At 61.8% G+C, this 16,341-nt stretch carries 15 protein-coding genes and 1 riboswitch; of the genes, 11 read left to right on the plus strand and 4 right to left on the minus strand.

Features of this window, described 5'->3' with window-relative positions; genetic code table 11:
- Window positions 1-85: 85 nt before the first annotated feature.
- From AAGW23_RS01405 to metK, 4 genes are all read left to right on the plus strand, one after another.
- Window positions 86-982 carry a TauD/TfdA family dioxygenase gene (locus tag AAGW23_RS01405; protein ID WP_045423774.1) on the plus strand — a complete coding sequence of 299 codons (897 nt, stop codon included), beginning with the start codon at window positions 86-88 and terminating at the stop codon, window positions 980-982.
- On the plus strand, window positions 979-1,584 hold the full coding sequence (locus AAGW23_RS01410; RefSeq protein ID WP_102836704.1) for a LysE family translocator: 606 nt from the start codon (window positions 979-981) through the stop codon (window positions 1,582-1,584). Before AAGW23_RS01405 ends, AAGW23_RS01410 begins: the two co-directional genes overlap by 4 nt.
- A gap of 78 nt (window positions 1,585-1,662) precedes the next feature.
- Window positions 1,663-2,664 (plus strand): metalloregulator ArsR/SmtB family transcription factor, encoded by a 1,002-nt coding sequence (locus AAGW23_RS01415; protein WP_342404560.1) that lies wholly within the window; start codon window positions 1,663-1,665, stop codon window positions 2,662-2,664.
- 14 nt (window positions 2,665-2,678) lie between these two features.
- On the plus strand, window positions 2,679-3,869 hold the full coding sequence (metK, locus tag AAGW23_RS01420) for a methionine adenosyltransferase (protein ID WP_342404562.1): 1,191 nt from the start codon (window positions 2,679-2,681) through the stop codon (window positions 3,867-3,869).
- Between the two features lie 65 nt (window positions 3,870-3,934).
- On the opposite strand, the gene AAGW23_RS01425 is transcribed toward metK, so the two are convergent.
- Together AAGW23_RS01425 and AAGW23_RS01430 are read right to left on the minus strand one after the other, a co-directional pair.
- Window positions 3,935-4,696: an ABC transporter permease gene (locus AAGW23_RS01425; protein ID WP_102836701.1), complete on the minus strand. Its 762-nt coding sequence runs from the start codon at window positions 4,694-4,696 to the stop codon at window positions 3,935-3,937.
- Window positions 4,693-5,622, minus strand: coding sequence for an ABC transporter ATP-binding protein (locus tag AAGW23_RS01430; RefSeq protein WP_102836700.1), 930 nt, complete (start codon window positions 5,620-5,622; stop codon window positions 4,693-4,695). The genes AAGW23_RS01425 and AAGW23_RS01430 overlap by 4 nt, the downstream gene beginning before the upstream one ends.
- Window positions 5,623-5,770: 148 nt before the next feature.
- Between AAGW23_RS01430 and AAGW23_RS01435 the strand changes: the two genes are divergently transcribed.
- The 3 genes from AAGW23_RS01435 (at window position 5,771) to AAGW23_RS01445 (ending at window position 9,282) form a co-directional block, all read left to right on the plus strand.
- Window positions 5,771-7,105 carry a ferredoxin reductase family protein gene (locus AAGW23_RS01435; RefSeq protein ID WP_342404564.1) on the plus strand — a complete coding sequence of 445 codons (1,335 nt, stop codon included), beginning with the start codon at window positions 5,771-5,773 and terminating at the stop codon, window positions 7,103-7,105.
- A 64-nt stretch (window positions 7,106-7,169) separates the two neighbouring features.
- The gene (gene ligB, locus AAGW23_RS01440) at window positions 7,170-8,843 is read left to right on the plus strand and encodes an NAD-dependent DNA ligase LigB (protein ID WP_342404565.1); all 1,674 of its coding nucleotides are present in this window, start codon (window positions 7,170-7,172) and stop codon (window positions 8,841-8,843) included.
- A 58-nt stretch (window positions 8,844-8,901) separates the two neighbouring features.
- Entirely contained in the window at window positions 8,902-9,282 is a 381-nt protein-coding gene (locus tag AAGW23_RS01445) for a DUF1090 family protein (RefSeq protein ID WP_342404566.1), read from the plus strand.
- 21 nt (window positions 9,283-9,303) lie between these two features.
- Here the strand turns inward: AAGW23_RS01445 and AAGW23_RS01450 are convergent, their stop codons facing one another.
- Complete coding sequence (locus AAGW23_RS01450) at window positions 9,304-9,753, minus strand: cytochrome c (protein ID WP_342404567.1); 450 nt, start codon at window positions 9,751-9,753, stop codon at window positions 9,304-9,306.
- A 72-nt stretch (window positions 9,754-9,825) separates the two neighbouring features.
- Entirely contained in the window at window positions 9,826-10,260 is a 435-nt protein-coding gene (locus AAGW23_RS01455) for a hypothetical protein (RefSeq protein WP_342404569.1), read from the minus strand.
- 171 nt (window positions 10,261-10,431) lie between these two features.
- Here AAGW23_RS01455 and AAGW23_RS01460 point away from each other — a divergent pair, with 171 nt between their 5' ends.
- From AAGW23_RS01460 to AAGW23_RS01475, 4 genes are all read left to right on the plus strand, one after another.
- Window positions 10,432-11,688 (plus strand): sodium:proton antiporter, encoded by a 1,257-nt coding sequence (locus AAGW23_RS01460; RefSeq protein ID WP_342404570.1) that lies wholly within the window; start codon window positions 10,432-10,434, stop codon window positions 11,686-11,688.
- Between the two features lie 89 nt (window positions 11,689-11,777).
- A riboswitch (S-adenosyl-L-homocysteine riboswitch) is annotated at window positions 11,778-11,870 on the plus strand.
- A gap of 24 nt (window positions 11,871-11,894) precedes the next feature.
- Window positions 11,895-13,304 (plus strand): adenosylhomocysteinase, encoded by a 1,410-nt coding sequence (gene ahcY, locus AAGW23_RS01465; RefSeq protein ID WP_342404571.1) that lies wholly within the window; start codon window positions 11,895-11,897, stop codon window positions 13,302-13,304.
- A gap of 78 nt (window positions 13,305-13,382) precedes the next feature.
- Window positions 13,383-14,234, plus strand: coding sequence for a methylenetetrahydrofolate reductase [NAD(P)H] (gene metF / locus AAGW23_RS01470; RefSeq protein WP_102836689.1), 852 nt, complete (start codon window positions 13,383-13,385; stop codon window positions 14,232-14,234).
- Window positions 14,235-14,469: 235 nt separating this feature from the next.
- Complete coding sequence (locus AAGW23_RS01475) at window positions 14,470-16,287, plus strand: DEAD/DEAH box helicase (protein ID WP_342404573.1); 1,818 nt, start codon at window positions 14,470-14,472, stop codon at window positions 16,285-16,287.
- Window positions 16,288-16,341 lie beyond the last annotated feature (54 nt).

Below are 16,341 nucleotides of genomic sequence, written 5' to 3' on the forward strand. Positions count from 1 at the left end.
ATACTCGCCGGCAATCGGGCCAGCCGTGCGCTGGCACCGACTCAATAAGAGGCCTCTGCCTTGTATAACGCTAGGGAAGGATGACATGCCCACTCGCGAGTTCGATCAACTTTTGTCTGCCAGTATTCGTCACGGGGGGCTCAGTCAGGCGCAGATAGCGGACATCCTTGATTTCAAGCTGTTCGGCAACGCCAAGGGTTTTGTCCTGTTGGAAGACACGGAAATCGGCGAGATCCCGCCGACGCCCGCCTCACGCACCGACCTGAACAAGACCGACGACCGCAGCGAGCGCCTGCTCTTGCAAGCCACCGCGCTGCTGGGAGAGCCGATCGGCTACGTGCAGGAATCGGGCGGTTGCATCGTCAACAATTTCTTCCCGCAGCAGACGCAGTCACGTGCCGCGACCTCTGACAGCTTCGACACCGAACTCGACCTGCACACCGAAAATGCCTTCCACGCCATCCAGCCGGACTACCTGCTGCTGCTCTGCCTGCGTCAGGATCCGGCTGCCGAGGCCGTCACCTACATCGCGTCGGCCGAACGCATCTTGGAGCGACTGTCCTACGAAGACCAGGTGTTCTTTCTCAACGAGCCCTACAACTTTCTGTCCGACTACGGCCACAGCGAAAAGAACCAGCGCATCGATATCAACAAGCATCAGACTGTGCTGTACGGCGACCCTGACGCCCCCTTTCTGCGCTTCGATCCGCAATTCATGGTCGCCTACAGCGATCGGGCTCAGCGCGCGCTGGACCGACTTCGCGCCGTTGCATGGGAAGTGGTCGAGCCAGTGCGCCTCACTCGCGGCGATCTGCTGATTATCGACAACCGTCGCACGGCACACGCACGCAGCCCCTTCACCGCCCGTTTCGATGGCAGCGATCGCTGGATGCAGCGCACCTTCGCCAGCTGCAACCTGCGCTTCTATACCGAAAAGCTGGGCAAGCAATCGCGCATCTTCGAACTGGTAACCGAGCTATGAATGCCACCTATCTAGCCTTTGCTGCCGCGGTCGCCCTGCTGATCGCCTCCCCCGGCCCAGTCGTCGCACTGGTTGTCGCCGATGCGCGGCGCAGCTGGCCGGCCTGGACCATTCTCGGCGGCGTGATTTCCGCGCAACTGCTGTTGATCGCCGCACTGATGCTGATCTATCTGGCCCTTGACCTGAAACCGGTGATTCTCGAATGGGGCCAGGTGCTCGGCGGGCTCTATCTGATCTGGCTTGGCGCCGACGGCCTGTGTGGCGGCGGTGGCGAAGAAGCCAGGGAGGTGCCCCGCCCGCAGTCACACTACTTCTGGCGGGCCATGGCGGTCGGGCTGTCCAACCCCAAGGACATCCTGTTCTTTCTCGCGTTTCTGCCAGGCTTCATTCTGCCGGCGCAACCCTTCGCGCCGCAGGCGCTGGCGCTGATCGCCATCTGGGCGCTGGTCGATGTTTCGATTTTGATTACCTACAGCCTGGTGTCACGCCAACTGTCGAGCAATGACCGCCTGCAAGGGCTGCTCGATCTGCTGCCCAACTTTTTTCTATTGGCCCTGGGCCTGGTCTCCTGCGGCATGGGCGTCAACAGCCTGATCGGCTAAGGCGCCGCCTGTCCAATATCAAAACTTTTTGATATTGCCATTGCTGGACGAAAATCGACCGACTAGACTGCGCTGCCTATGAGCCTGCGCATTCCCCAGATGTCTTTCGACGACAGCGATCAGCTCGCCGCCCTGTGCAAGGCCGGCGGCGATTCGCTGCGGCTGAACGTGCTGCGTGCGCTGGCCAGCGACTCGTTCGGCGTGCTCGAGCTGGCGCAGATTTTTGCCACCGGACAATCCGGCATCAGCCATCACCTCAAGGTGCTGAACCAGGCCGGTCTGTTGGCGACGCGCCGTGAAGGCAACGCGATCTTCTATCGCCGCGCCCTGCCCCAGAGCGACAACCTTGGCGGAAAGCTACATGCCGCACTGCTCGAAGAGGTCGATCAGCTGAGCCTGCCGCTGGATGTGCAGGCGCGCATTGCCGCGGTGCATGCCCAGCGCAGCGCCGCCAGCGAAGACTTCTTCGCAAGAATGGCCGGCAGCTTTCAGGCGCGGCAGGACATGATCGCCAGCTTCCCGCAGTACCGCGACAGCGTGGTCGCGCTGCTCGATGCGCTGCATCTTCCAGCCCAGGCTACAGCGCTGGAGGTAGGCCCCGGCGACGGCGGCTTTCTGCCGGAACTGGCTCATCGGTTCGCCCGAGTGGTCGCAGTGGACAACAGCCCGGCAATGCTAGAGCTGGCTCGCTCACGTTGCGAGCAGGATGCGCTGGAAAATGTCGAGTTGAAACTTGCCGACGCCTTGCAGGACGAATGTCCGTCAGCCGATTGCGTTGTGCTGAACATGGTTTTGCATCATCTGGCCGCGCCAGGTGAAGCACTCAAGCAACTGGCGCGGTTGGTGAACGTGGGCGGTAGCCTGCTGATCACCGAGCTGTGCAGCCACAACCAGAGTTGGGCCAAGGAGGCCTGCGGCGATCTCTGGCTGGGCTTCGAACAGGACGATCTGGCCCGTTGGGCCGATGCCGCGGGGCTCACGCCCGGCGAGAGCCTCTACATTGGCTTGAAAAACGGTTTTCAGATCCAGACCCGGTACTTTTCCCGGCTCGCCCCTGACAGCCGACTCACCCACCGGTAATTAGGAACCGATAGATGAGCGAATACTCGATTTTCACCTCCGAGTCCGTGTCCGAAGGGCACCCGGACAAGATTGCCGACCAGATTTCCGATGCGGTGCTGGACGCCATCATCGCCGAGGACAAGCACGCCCGCGTGGCCTGTGAAACGCTGGTCAAAACCGGTGTCGCCATCGTCGCCGGCGAAGTCACCACCAGCGCGTGGGTCGACCTTGAGCAGCTGGTGCGCGACGTTATCGTCGACATTGGCTACAACAGCTCGGAAGTCGGCTTCGACGGCGCCACCTGCGGCATCATCAACATCATCGGCAAGCAGTCAGTGGACATTGCCCAGGGCGTTGACCGCACCAAGCCGGAGGATCAGGGCGCTGGCGACCAGGGCCTGATGTTCGGCTACGCCAGCAACGAAACCGACGTGCTGATGCCCGCCCCGATCCGCTTCTCCCACGCACTGGTCGAACGCCAGGCCGAAGCGCGCAAGAACGGCCTGCTGCCGTGGTTGCGTCCAGATGCCAAGAGCCAGGTCACCTGCCGTTACGAAGGCGGCAAGGTGGTCGGCATCGACGCCATCGTGCTCTCCACTCAGCACAATCCTGAGGTCAAGCATTCCGACCTCAAGGAAGCGGTGATGGAGTTGATCGTCAAGCACGTGATCCCGGCCGAACTGTTGCACAAGGACACCCAGTTCCACATCAACCCGACCGGCCAGTTCATCATCGGCGGCCCGGTGGGCGACTGCGGCCTGACTGGACGCAAGATCATCGTCGACACCTACGGCGGCATGGCCCGTCATGGCGGCGGCGCGTTCTCCGGCAAGGACCCATCCAAGGTCGACCGTTCGGCCGCCTACGCTGGTCGTTACGTGGCGAAGAACATCGTCGCCGCCGGCCTGGCCGAGCGTTGCGAAATTCAGGTCTCCTACGCCATCGGCGTGGCTCAGCCGACTTCGATTTCGATCAACACCTTCGGCACTGGCAAGCTCAGCGACGAGAAGATCGTCGCCCTGGTCCGCGAGCATTTCGATCTGCGTCCGTACGCAATCACCACCATGCTCGACCTGCTGCACCCGATGTACAAAGCCACCGCAGCCTATGGCCACTTCGGGCGTACTCCAGTTGAAATGACGGTCGGTGGCGACACCTTCACCGCCTTCACCTGGGAAAAGACCGACAAAGCTGACGCCCTGCGCGCCGCTGCAGGCCTGTAAAACACAGCCCGCCGGCACAAAAAAGCCCCGCCAGCAAAAGCTAAGCGGGGCTTTTTTCATTCAGGCTAGTTCTTCAACCGATAGCCTGTCTTGAAGATCCACCAGATCAACCCGAGGCACAGCGCCAGGAAGCCCAGCGTCATGGCCAGGCTGATGCCAACGTTGACGTCGGAAACGCCGTAGAAACTCCAGCGGAAGCCACTGATCAGGTACACCACCGGGTTGAACAGCGTGACCTTCTGCCAGAGCGGCGGCAGCATCTCGATGGAATAGAAGCTGCCGCCCAGAAAGGCCAGCGGCATGACGATCAGCGATGGGACGATCTGCAGCTTTTCCCAACCGTCCGCCCAGATGCCGATGATGAAACCGAACAGGCAGAAGGTCACCGCCGTCAGCACCAGGAACAGCGCCATCACAAAGGGATGAGCGATCTCGTAATCGACGAACAAGCGCGCCGTGAGAAGGATCACCAGGCCGAGAATGATCGACTTGGTCGCTGCCGCACCGACATAGCCGATCACGATCTCCAGATACGACACTGGCGCCGACAGCACTTCGTAGATCGTGCCGGAATAGCGCGGCATGTAGATGCCGAACGATGCGTTGGAAATGCTCTCGGTGAGCAGCGCCATCATGATCAGGCCGGGAATGATAAAGGCGCCGTAGGGAATGCCGTGCATCGCCTCCATGCGCGAACCGATGGCCGAACCGAAGACCACGAAATACAGCGATGTGGAAATAACCGGGGTGGCGATGCTTTGCAACAGCGTGCGCCAGGTGCGCGCCAGCTCGAACAGATAGATGGCGCGGATTGCATGGAAATTCATGTGCGGCTGCCTTTCACCAAACTGACGAATATTTCTTCCAGAGAACTCTGACTCGACTGCAGGTCCTTGAAGTCGATGCCGTGGGCGGCGAGGCGCCTGAGCAGGTCGGCAATGCCGGTGTCCTCGTGCTGGGCGTCAAAGGTGAACACCAGCTGGTTGCCCGAGTCGACCAGTTCGAGCGGATAGCTGGCCAGCTCCGCCGGAATCTCTGCAAGCGGCCGTTGCAGATGCAGGGTCAGCTGCTTGGTGCCAAGCTTCTGCATCAGCGCTTTCTTGTCCTCGACCAGGATGATCTCGCCCTTGCTGATCACACCGATGCGGTCGGCCATCTCCTCGGCCTCTTCGATGTAGTGCGTGGTGAGAATGATGGTCACACCGCGCTCTCGCAGACGGCGGACCATTTCCCACATGTCGCGGCGCAGCTCGACGTCGACGCCGGCTGTAGGCTCGTCGAGAAACAGGATGCTCGGCTCGTGGGACAGCGCCTTGGCGATCATCACCCGGCGCTTCATGCCACCGGACAATTCGATAATGCGCGCGCTCTTCTTGTCCCACAGCGACAGGTCGCGCAGCAGCTGCTCAAGGTAAGCGTCGTCCGGCGCCTTTCCGAAAAGACCGCGGGAAAACCGCACCGTCGCCCAGACGCTCTCGAATCCTTCGTTGAACAACTCTTGCGGCACCAGCCCGATCTTCGAACGCGCGGCGCGGTAGTCATTGATGATGTCGAAGCCATCCACCAACACACGTCCGCTACCGGGATTGACGATGCCGCAGATGATGCTGATCAGTGTGGTCTTGCCCGCGCCGTTGGGCCCAAGCAGGGCAAAGATCTCGCCTTTGTGGATCTCTAGATCGATCTGCTTGAGCGCCGGATGTCCTGAGGCGTATGTCTTGGTGAGGTGCTCGATGGTGATCACGGGTTGCACAGATGAATCACTCCGCAAAACATTTGGCTGACGATTGTACGGCGCTGTTGATTAGCTCACTAATCAATGCTGTTGATAACGATCATGCCCACAGCCGTATCGCAAGCGCATGCTGCTCATGCCGTCAGCACAACAGGAGGGGCCTTGTATGCATCGGATCAGACTGGCCTTCGTCACGCTGTTCACAACCGTAACCGTTCTTTGGCTCACCACAGCTGGCGTCGTCCCAGTCGACTACTCCCGTTTCTGGCCGCTGCGCGCAGACATGGTTCATTACAGTGGCGCTCTTGCCATCACCGCCATGAGCGCGGCGATCTACCTCGCCATCCGCCCACAGTGGCTGGAGCGCCTGCTGGGCGGACTGGACAAGAACTACCGGTTGCATAAATGGCTGGGCATCGCCGCCTTGGTGGTATCGGCAGTGCATTGGGGCTGGGCGCAAATCCCAAAATGGCTGGTGGATTTGGGCTGGCTCCAACCTCCAGCGCGACGCGGCGCGGGTCAGATCCAGGAAGGGCTGATCGGTTGGCTCCACCAGCAGCGCGGCTTTGCCGAGGATATCGGTGAGTGGGCGTTCTACCTGGCCGCGCTGCTAATCATCCTCGCGCTGCTCAAGCAGTTCCCCTATCGCTGGTTCTTCAAGACGCATCGCTGGCTTGGCCTGGTCTATCTGGTGCTGGTCGCACACAGCCTGATGCTGATGCCGCCGGTCTACTGGTCTTCAGTGTTGGGCGTCACCATGGCTTTGCTACTTGCCGCCGGCTCGTTCGCGGCGGGCGTCTCGTTGTTGCGTCGGGTAGGTCGCAGACATCAGGTGGTCGGCCACATTGAAGAACTCACCTTCCACGCCGACAACCGCGTTTTGCAGGTGCACATAATGTTGGATGGCGCCTGGCCGGGGCACACGCCGGGGCAGTTCGCCTTTGTCACGTTTGACGAGACTGAAGGCCCGCACCCGTTCAGCCTCTCCAGTGCCTGGCAGAACGACGGCCAGCTGTCGTTCTCGATAAAAGGCATCGGTGACTACACCCGCACCCTGCCGCAAACATTGCACAGCGGCGATGCCGTCACGATAGAAGGCCCTTACGGCTGTTTTGATTTTCGCGGACGCCCACCATCACAGATCTGGATTGCCGGCGGCATTGGCATTGCGCCTTTCATCGGCCAACTGCAGGCGCTGGCGGCGGATAAAGAGCAACGCCACCAAGTCGATCTTTTCTACTGCACCGGTGCACCGGACCAGGGCTTCATCGCGGGCCTGGAAGCGCTGGCGGAAGCAGCCCGCATACGCCTGCACGTCCTGACGGCAGCCGAACAGGGCCGGCTTACGCCAGCACGGGTTCGCCAGCTGCTTCCTGACTGGCAAAACCGCGACGTCTGGTTCTGCGGGCCGGCCCGCTTCGGCAGCGAACTGCGTCATGACCTGACCGAGCACGGCCTGCCGGCCAGCGATTTTCATCAAGAACTGTTCAACATGCGCTAGCGCACGGCCGCAGCTGACACCGCGGGGCAGAATGGGCCGACCTCAATGAGCAAGGATGCTCTTTATGCAGCGCTTGATTGCAGCAGCACTCTGTACCTTCTCCTGCCTGGCAATGGCCGAGTGCCCTGACTGGCCTGACCTCCGAGCCGAAACGGAACTCACAGCCTTGGCCGCCCAGGTGGCAGAGTGGGACGACGCCTACCATCAGCGTGGCCTGTCGCTGGTCGATGATGAAATCTATGACCAGGCCCGGCAGCGCCTGGAGCAATGGCAAGCATGCTTCGCTGCAATCAATGCAACAGCTGCGGCGGACCCGCTTGACGGCGCCGAAGGGCCAGTTGCCCATCCGGTCGCGCAAACCGGGCTGGCCAAGCTCGCAGATGCCGAGGCGGTCAAGGAATGGCTCGCGACTCGCTCGGATGTCTGGGTGCAACCGAAAGTGGATGGTGTCGCAGTGACGCTGCACTACCGGAACGGTTCTCTGTTCCGGCTGGTAAGCCGCGGCAACGGCAGTCACGGGCAGGATTGGACCGACCGGGCCCAACTGCTACAGGCCATACCGCTAGCGCTGCCTGTCAGCGGAGAGCTGATCCTGCAGGGTGAGCTGTACTGGCGCTTGCAGGACCATGTCCAGGCCGAAGCCGGCAGTGTCGGGGCACGCAGCCGTGTCGCCGGGGCGATGGCGAGGCAGGCGCTGGATCGGGAAACCGCCGCGCAGATCGGCCTGTTCGTCTGGGACTGGCCCAACGGCCCTAGGGACATGCAGGCACGCCTTGCAGGACTGATTGCGATGGGCTTCGGCGATAGTGCCGCGATGACCCTGCCGCTGGATACCGCCGAGCAAGCCGGAGATTGGCGTGAGTACTGGTTCCACCACCGCTTGCCGTTCGCCACCGACGGCATCGTGCTGCGCCAAGGCCAACGTCCGGAGGCTTCCCGCTGGCAGGCCCAGCCACCGCATTGGGCAGTCGCCTGGAAATACCCACTGCGCACGGCCGTCACCCGAGTGCGCGAAGTAACGTTCAGCATTGGCCGCAGCGGCAGAATCACCCCAGTGCTGCAGCTGGAACCGGTACAGCTCGATGACCGCCTTGTCAGCCGCGTCAGTCTAGGCTCCGTGAAGCGTTGGCAGCAGGAAGATGTGCAGCCCGACGATCAAATCGCGATCGCCCTGGCCGGCTTGACTGTCCCGCGCTTCGAGCGTGTCGTCTGGCGCATGCAGCAGCGGCAACGAGTCGAGGCGCCCAGACCCGGTGACTACCATTTTCTGAGTTGCTGGCAAGCCAGCCCTGGCTGCGAGCAGCAGTTCGTCGCACGCCTCGTCTGGCTCAGCGGCAAGCACGGCCTCGACCTGCCAGGGTTGGGGCCTGGGACCTGGCAAACCCTGGTGGAATCCGGGCTGGTGGATGGCCTGCTTGACTGGCTGCAGCTCGACCAGCGTCGTCTGCAACAGATTCCGGGCATCGGTGAAGCCAGCGCCAGCAGCCTGTTTAGTAGTTTTCAGCTAGCCCGCGAGCGCCCCCTTGCCAGCTGGTTACGGGCGCTCGGCGCGCCCCCTGGCGCCGATGCAATCCCCGCCGAGAACTGGGAAGCCGTGGCCAATGTCAGCCTGGCTCAATGGCAAGCGGAACCCGGCATTGGCGCAACACGCGCTCAGCACCTGCACGCCTTTTTCACGTCGCCGGAAGTTCTACGCCTGCGACAGCGGCTGCATGAGGCAGGAATCGTCGGTTTCTAGCGGCACTTCACCGCTCGCCTCCAGTCATATGACATCAAAACAAAAAAAGGACCTGTGCATGACCGGCCGGCACAATCTCCTCGCTTTTATGCTGTTCTGCCTTTGCGTGAATCAGCCAGCGATGGCCGCCGCAGAGACGGATGCCACGTGCAGCGCTCAGCGCGAGCACATCAGCCAGCAGATAAAGGACGCCCGCCTGAAGGGCGACAGCGGTCAACGCGTTTTACTGGAAGCTCAGCTGCAAAACCTGACCGAGCGCTGCAGTGGTGTAGTCCCACTGCAGCCCAACCACGCTGAAATCGAACGCGCGATGCGCCTGGCTACGACGCGCGAAGCGCAGCTGCGCGAGGCGTTGGGAACGGGTGATCAGCAGGTGATCGAGGTGAGCAAGCGGCGCCTCGATCAGGCGCGCAAGCAATTGGAAGCGGCGAAACACTGACCGCGTTCCTCACCCGCATAATCAATAGGCGCGAAATTCCTTGTGGCAGGCCTCGCATGCATCTTCGACCTGCTGAAATGCCGGCGCGACACTTTCCGCAGTCACCGCCGACCCTGTGGTTGCTGCCACGAGCGCGGCAGTACGGGCCTCGAGTTCACGAGCCATCTGCTTGAACCGTGCCTGCTGTTGCCAGACGTCGTCACGGGCATCGCTCTGCGCTTCCTTGACCTCTGGGTAGTACTGCCAAGGCTGGCGGGACAACTGATCAAGCTTCGCCGCTCCGCTGGTGAAGCCTTCCGGGTCGAACGGCAGGCGACCGCGCAGCATGCCGCCCAGGTCTTCCTTGACGTCGAGCATCTGCTGATAGATGGCCTTGCGCTTGCCGAGAGGAGAATTGGGATCGATGCGATCACAGCCAGCCAACAGCGCCAACACGGTGACCAGCGACACACTCAACGGCAACAACTTCATGGTTCGACTACTCGCAAATACAACGGCCGGCGATTATCGCCCCTGCCAGCCGTATCACCAAACCTCATCCGCCTACTGCGACCATTCACCACCCGCGCTTTCACAATCAATCTTGGCCTGAGCGTGGTCGGTTGCCTTGTAGTGGTAGGTGATGATGCGCGCCTGCTCGGGCACCGTGGTGGGCGCGGGCGTGCTGGCGGCCTGGCTGCCGGTGGCGCGTTCGTTGGCCAGGGTTGCGGGCGTCAACGCAGCCGTACAAACGCCGAAATGACCGGATGGGCAACTGTCGAGGATCTCCCGGCGAGAATTCTTCACCGCCTCGTTGTTTTGGCAGACCCAGTCGATGTTGTTGTCGCCCATGCCCTCGTAGCGAAAGCACTTCTCGGTCACCACCGGCGGCGGCACTGCGCCGGACGTTTCAGCACTGACATAGCAGGAATTGGCGGCAGCCGGCAGGCTCAACCCGGCTGTAATGACTAGCAGAACAGAACGAAACAAGAGGTTCATGTTGGCAGCTCCTGAGGGTCACTTGCCCGGCGAGGTTCACCGAACCTTAGCGTTCGACCGCTCAGTCGTTGACCGAGTTCGCGATTCACCAAGCGCTTAATCCGCCCGGCACCATTTGCGCCCTCATCTAGTCCACTCTTTGCAGCCTATGGACGCTGACCTGAGGACCCCATGCTAGAACTTTCGGCCATTTTCATCAGCCTCACGGCACTGCTCGCCTACCTCAACTACCGTTTCATCGGTTTGCCACCCACCATCGGCGTAATGGCCACGGCGCTGGTGTTCTCACTGCTGCTGCATGGGCTGACCATGCTCGGCCTGCCCCTGCTGGAAGCGCAGATCGAGGCGTTGGTCGGGCGAATCGACTTCAATCACCTGTTGATGGACGGGATGTTGTCGTTTCTGCTGTTTGCCGGTGCGCTGCACATCAACCTGGCCGATCTGCGCGCCCGCCGCTGGGCGATCGGCCTACTGGCTACAGTCGGGGTACTGTTCTCCACGGCCGTGATCGGTTTGGGCAGTTGGTGGATCCTCGACCTCTTTGGGCTCCAGCCGCCGCTGCTCTACTGCCTGCTGTTCGGCGCGCTTATTTCGCCAACCGACCCCATCGCCGTGCTCGGCATCATGCGTTCGGCCGGCGCGCCAAAGGCACTGGAGACCACCATCGTCGGCGAGTCGCTGTTCAACGACGGGGTCGCAGTCGTGGTGTTCACCGTGCTGTTGGGCGTGCTCGCCCGCGGCGAAGCGCCCGGCGCGGGGGAAGCCATATGGTTGTTCGTCGAGGAAGCTGGAGGTGGCATCTTGCTCGGCGCCCTGCTTGGCGCATTGACCTTTGCCCTGCTCAAGAGCATCGACCAATACCAGGTGGAGGTCTTGCTGACCCTCGCGCTGGTGCTGGGCGGCTATACCCTGGCTACGCACCTGCACGTCTCCGGCCCCATCGCCATGGTGGTGGCCGGGCTGATCATCGGTAACCAGGGGCGCCGGCATGCCATGTCGGATCACACCCGGGACAACCTCGATAACTTCTGGGAGCTACTCGACGAGATTCTCAACGCAGTGCTCTTCGTGCTGATCGGCATGGAGTTGGTGCTACTGCCATTCAGCGCGCAGTACCTGCTGATTGCGCTGTGCGTCACCCTCCTCATCCTTGGCACCCGCCTGGTGGCAGTCGGTCCGGCAGCCTTTCTGTTGCGCAAAATGGGCCGCGCACTGCCCAACGGCACAGTGCGCATCCTCACCTGGGGCGGGCTGCGAGGCGGCATTTCCGTAGCGCTGGTGCTGGCGCTGCCAGCCAGCGACGAGCGCAATCTGCTGCTGAACATCACTTATCTGGTGGTGCTGTTTTCGATCCTGGTCCAGGGACTGAGCATTGGCAGGCTGGTTCGGCGGATCTGCGCCCGCGATACCAATCACGCTCGCTCATAAGGGTAGCGCGCCGGGCTTGGGATCTTCTGCGGGCGCGGCTATAATCGCCCAGCTTCACACCGCCGGCACTGTTCGGCCGTGCCCGCCACCTGTCCGAGGGGCGCTGCAGCAGGCTCACCATTCAGGGGCCTGTCAGGCTCGGACAGGGCGTTAACCATACGCATCAACGGCGCCCATTCGCACAAAAACGAATGGAGAACTCTTCAATGAGCGCTGTCATGACGCCTGCAGGTTTCAACGATTTCAAGGTCGCCGACATTTCCCTGGCCGATTGGGGTCGTCGCGAAATCATCATCGCCGAGTCGGAAATGCCTGCCTTGATGGGGCTGCGCCACAAGTACTCCGGCGAGCAGCCGCTCAAAGGTGCAAAGATCCTCGGCTGCATCCACATGACCATCCAGACCGCCGTTCTGATCGAGACGCTGACCGCCCTCGGCGCCGAAGTACGCTGGTCCAGCTGCAACATCTTCTCCACTCAGGACCAAGCCGCCGCGGCCATCGCCGCTGCCGGCATCCCGGTGTTCGCCTGGAAAGGTGAAACCGAGCAAGAGTACGAGTGGTGCATCGAGCAGACCATCCTCAAGGACGGCCAGCCGTGGGACGCCAACATGATCCTCGACGACGGCGGCGACCTGACCCAGATCCTGCACGACAAGTACCCTCAGGTGCTTGAGCGCGTCCATGGCGTCACCGAAGAGACCACCACCGGCGTGCATCGCCTGCAGGACATGCTGAAGAAAGGCACCCTGAAGATCCCGGCGATCAACGTCAACGACTCGGTCACCAAGAGCAAGAACGACAACAAGTACGGTTGCCGCCACAGCCTTAACGATGCCATCAAGCGCGCCACCGACCACCTGCTATCCGGTAAGCAAGCGCTGGTCATTGGCTACGGCGACGTAGGCAAGGGCTCGGCTCAGTCGCTACGTCAGGAAGGCATGATCGTCAAGGTTTCGGAAGTCGACCCAATCTGCGCCATGCAGGCGTGCATGGACGGTTTCGAGCTGGTCTCTCCATACAAGGACGGCCTCAACGACGGCACTGACGGCTGCATCGACACCGCCCTGCTGGGCAAGATCGACCTGATCGTCACCACCACCGGCAACGCCAACGTCTGCGACGCTGGCATGCTCAAAGGCCTGAAGAAGCGCGCCGTGGTCTGCAACATCGGTCACTTCGACAACGAGATTGATACCGCCTTCATGCGCAAGAACTGGGCATGGGAAGAGGTCAAGCCACAGGTGCACAAGATCCACCGCACCGGTTCGGGCAGCTTCGATGCGCAGAACGACGACTACCTGATCCTGCTGGCCGAAGGCCGTCTGGTGAATCTGGGTAACGCCACCGGTCACCCGAGCCGAATCATGGACGGCTCGTTCGCCAACCAGGTGCTCGCGCAGATCCACCTGTACAACGAGAAGTTTGCCGACCTGCCGGTCACTGAAAAGACCGCGAACGTCACCGTCATGGTGCTGCCGAAGAAGCTCGACGAGGAAGTCGCAGCGGAAATGGTCAAGGGCTTCGGCGGTGTCATCACTCGCCTGACGCCGAGCCAGGCCGAGTACATCGGCGTGGAAGTCGAAGGCCCATTCAAGCCAGATAGCTACCGCTACTAATCGAGGCCATGCCGCATTGGCACTCAGGCGACCCAGATCGTCTGAGTGCAGTGCGGCTGCTTGCCGAAAGGAATTGTCATGTCACACACACGTAGCCATAGCTTCAGCTTCGAGTTCTTTCCGACCAAAACCGACGCTGGGCACGAAAAACTACTGGCCACTGCCAGGTGCCTGGCCGAATACAAGCCGGACTTCTTCTCCTGCACCTACGGTGCTGGCGGCTCGACACGCGATCGCACCTTGAACACCGTGCTGCAGCTAGACGGCGAGGTTAAAGTGTCCACGGCGCCGCATCTCTCCTGCGTTGGCGGCAGCAAGCAGGAGCTGCGCGAGCTGCTCAACCTGTACAAGGACGCCGGCATCAAGCGAATCGTCGCCCTGCGCGGTGATCTGCCGTCGGGCATGGGCATGGCCAGCGGTGAGCTGCGCTATGCCAATGAGCTGGTGGAGTTCATTCGCGCCGAAACCGGCGACCATTTCCACATCGAAATTGCCGCTTATCCGGAGATGCATCCGCAGGCACGCAATTTCGAGGACGACCTGGCTAATTTCGTGCGCAAGGCCAAGGCCGGCGCCGACAGCGCCATCACCCAGTATTTCTTCAACGCCGATTGCTACTTCTACTTCGTCGAGCGCGTGCGCAAGCTGGGCGTAGAAACGCCGATCGTGCCGGGCATCATGCCGATCACCAATTACAGTAAGCTGGCGCGCTTCTCCGATGCCTGCGGCGCGGAAATTCCACGCTGGGTGCGCAAGCAACTGGAAGCCTACGGTGACGACATGGAGAGCATCCAGACGTTCGGCGCGCAGGTCATCACCGAGATGTGCGAGAAGTTGCTTGCCGGCGGCGCACCGGGGCTGCACTTCTACACCCTGAACCAGGCTGAGCCGAGCCTGGCTATCTGGGACAATCTCAAGCTGGGCCGCTGACGCAACGACCAGCTCCCTGAAAAACAGGGAGCTGGTCAATGAACCTGCGAACTGCCACACTGTCCTACCACTGCGGTGATAACAGGCTCTGTTATACTCCGCGCTTCCGCCAGGCTTACGCCCGGATGTCGTCATCGTTGATGATGCGGCAGGACCGGACGGGATCGCACGCCAGTCGCGATTCGAGCCAGGCATGACCATCCAGGGCTTCGCCCTATACGAGACAGGATTACTCATGTCCTTTGCTTCCCTCGGTCTCTCCGAGGCTTTGGCCGGTGCCGTCGAGGCTGCCGGCTATACCCAGCCTACACCAGTGCAACAGCGGGCCATTCCCGCCGTGTTGCAAGGACGCGACCTGATGGTCGCTGCACAGACGGGAACCGGCAAGACCGGTGGCTTTGCTCTTCCCGTGCTGGAAATTCTTTTCCCAGGTGGCCATCCCGATCGCGAGCACCGCCATGGTCCGCGTCAGCCACGCGTACTGGTGCTGACACCGACGCGCGAACTCGCCGCCCAGGTTCACGACAGTTTTAAGCTTTATGCCCGCGATCTGCCGCTCAAAAGCGCGGTCATCTTCGGCGGCGTCGGCATGAACCCGCAGGTGCAGGCGATTGCCAAGGGCCTCGACGTGCTCGTCGCCTGCCCTGGCCGCTTGCTGGACCTGGCCAACCAGAAGGCCGTCGACCTCTCCCACGTGGAGATTCTGGTCCTCGACGAAGCCGACCGCATGCTCGACATGGGCTTCATCCATGACGTCAAAAAGGTTCTCGCCAAGCTGCCGACCAAGCGCCAGAACCTGCTGTTCTCGGCGACTTTCTCCAAGGACATCACCGACCTCGCCAGCAAGTTGCTGCACGAGCCGGAGAAAATCCAGGTCACGCCGCCGAACACGACGGTCGAGCGTATCGAGCAACGGGTCTTCCGTCTGCCGGCCACGCACAAGCGCGCACTGCTGGCTCACCTGATCACTCAGGGAGCCTGGGAGCAAGTGTTGGTGTTTACCCGCACCAAGCATGGCGCAAACCGCCTCGCCGAATACCTCGACAAGCACGGCCTGCCGGCTGTGGCGATTCACGGCAACAAAAGCCAGAACGCTCGCACCAAAGCGCTGGCTGACTTCAAGGCAAATGCAGTGCGCATTCTGGTCGCAACTGACATCGCGGCCCGCGGCCTGGATATCGATCAGTTACCACACGTGGTCAACTTCGAGCTGCCCAATGTTGAGGAAGATTACGTTCACCGCATCGGTCGTACTGGCCGCGCCGGCCGTAGCGGCGAAGCGATTTCGCTGGTCGCGCCCGATGAGGAGAAACTTCTCAAAGGCATCGAGCGGATGACCAAGCAGAAGATTCCGGACGGTGACCTGATGGGTTTCGACGCCGCCTCCATCGAAGCGGAGAAGCCGGAAGTCCGTGAACCGCGCCAGCCACGTCCTGCCCGCAACAGCGAACGCAAACCGCGCGGTGAGCGCCCGGCCAAAACCACCGAAGCGGCGGCTGGCGAGCCAAAGTCGGGCGACCGCAACCGTCGTGGCCGCAACAAGCCGCGCAATGCGCGTCCTGCACAGGGCTCAGCAGAGCAGACGGCTGCCGCGCCGGTGAGCCGTCCGCCGCGCCTGCCCAGTGATCGCGATCCGGAAGTTTTCCTCGATGACGAGCTAGACAACTTCGGCAACAGCGTCGACTACGTCAGCCCTTACCAGAACAAGCAGGGCCGCGGGCGTCGTCCCGGAGCGCCAGCTCAACCCGGCGGCCAACCCCGTGCCGCGGCGGGTCCTCGCGCAGCTACTGCCGGTGCAGGCGCTCAGGGCAAAGGCAAGCGTCAAGGCCAATCAGCCCGTGGCAGCCAGCCACGCCGCAAGAATGAAGGTCGCCGCATCGAGGGGGACAACGGTGGCGCCCGTCGAGACATGGCGGAGAAACCAAAGGAAAAGCAGCCGCTCATCATCCACAAGGAGTCGAAGCTGGACCGCCTGCCCAGCATCGAGCAGCTGGAACAACTGCCAACCAAGCCTCGTGGCGAGAAGCCGGCATTGCTGACCCGCAATCGCTGACAGGTAGCACAAACAAAAACGCCGCCCTTGAGGGCGGCGTTTTTGTTGGAGCCT

The sequence above is a fragment of the Stutzerimonas chloritidismutans genome (assembly GCF_038562055.1).
In the GTDB taxonomy this organism is placed as follows: Bacteria; Pseudomonadota; Gammaproteobacteria; order Pseudomonadales; family Pseudomonadaceae; genus Stutzerimonas; species Stutzerimonas chloritidismutans_A.

Coding starts and splice junctions, on each gene's coding strand:
- AAGW23_RS01405 (WP_045423774.1), top strand. CDS start 86: ATGCCCACTCGCGAGTTCGATCAACTTTTGTCTGCCAGTATTCGTCAC.
- AAGW23_RS01410 (WP_102836704.1), top strand. CDS start 979: ATGAATGCCACCTATCTAGCCTTTGCTGCCGCGGTCGCCCTGCTGATC.
- AAGW23_RS01415 (WP_342404560.1), top strand. CDS start 1,663: ATGAGCCTGCGCATTCCCCAGATGTCTTTCGACGACAGCGATCAGCTC.
- metK (WP_342404562.1), top strand. CDS start 2,679: ATGAGCGAATACTCGATTTTCACCTCCGAGTCCGTGTCCGAAGGGCAC.
- AAGW23_RS01425 (WP_102836701.1), bottom strand. CDS start 4,696: ATGAATTTCCATGCAATCCGCGCCATCTATCTGTTCGAGCTGGCGCGC.
- AAGW23_RS01435 (WP_342404564.1), top strand. CDS start 5,771: ATGCATCGGATCAGACTGGCCTTCGTCACGCTGTTCACAACCGTAACC.
- ligB (WP_342404565.1), top strand. CDS start 7,170: ATGCAGCGCTTGATTGCAGCAGCACTCTGTACCTTCTCCTGCCTGGCA.
- AAGW23_RS01445 (WP_342404566.1), top strand. CDS start 8,902: ATGACCGGCCGGCACAATCTCCTCGCTTTTATGCTGTTCTGCCTTTGC.
- AAGW23_RS01450 (WP_342404567.1), bottom strand. CDS start 9,753: ATGAAGTTGTTGCCGTTGAGTGTGTCGCTGGTCACCGTGTTGGCGCTG.
- AAGW23_RS01455 (WP_342404569.1), bottom strand. CDS start 10,260: ATGAACCTCTTGTTTCGTTCTGTTCTGCTAGTCATTACAGCCGGGTTG.
- AAGW23_RS01460 (WP_342404570.1), top strand. CDS start 10,432: ATGCTAGAACTTTCGGCCATTTTCATCAGCCTCACGGCACTGCTCGCC.
- ahcY (WP_342404571.1), top strand. CDS start 11,895: ATGAGCGCTGTCATGACGCCTGCAGGTTTCAACGATTTCAAGGTCGCC.
- metF (WP_102836689.1), top strand. CDS start 13,383: ATGTCACACACACGTAGCCATAGCTTCAGCTTCGAGTTCTTTCCGACC.
- AAGW23_RS01475 (WP_342404573.1), top strand. CDS start 14,470: ATGTCCTTTGCTTCCCTCGGTCTCTCCGAGGCTTTGGCCGGTGCCGTC.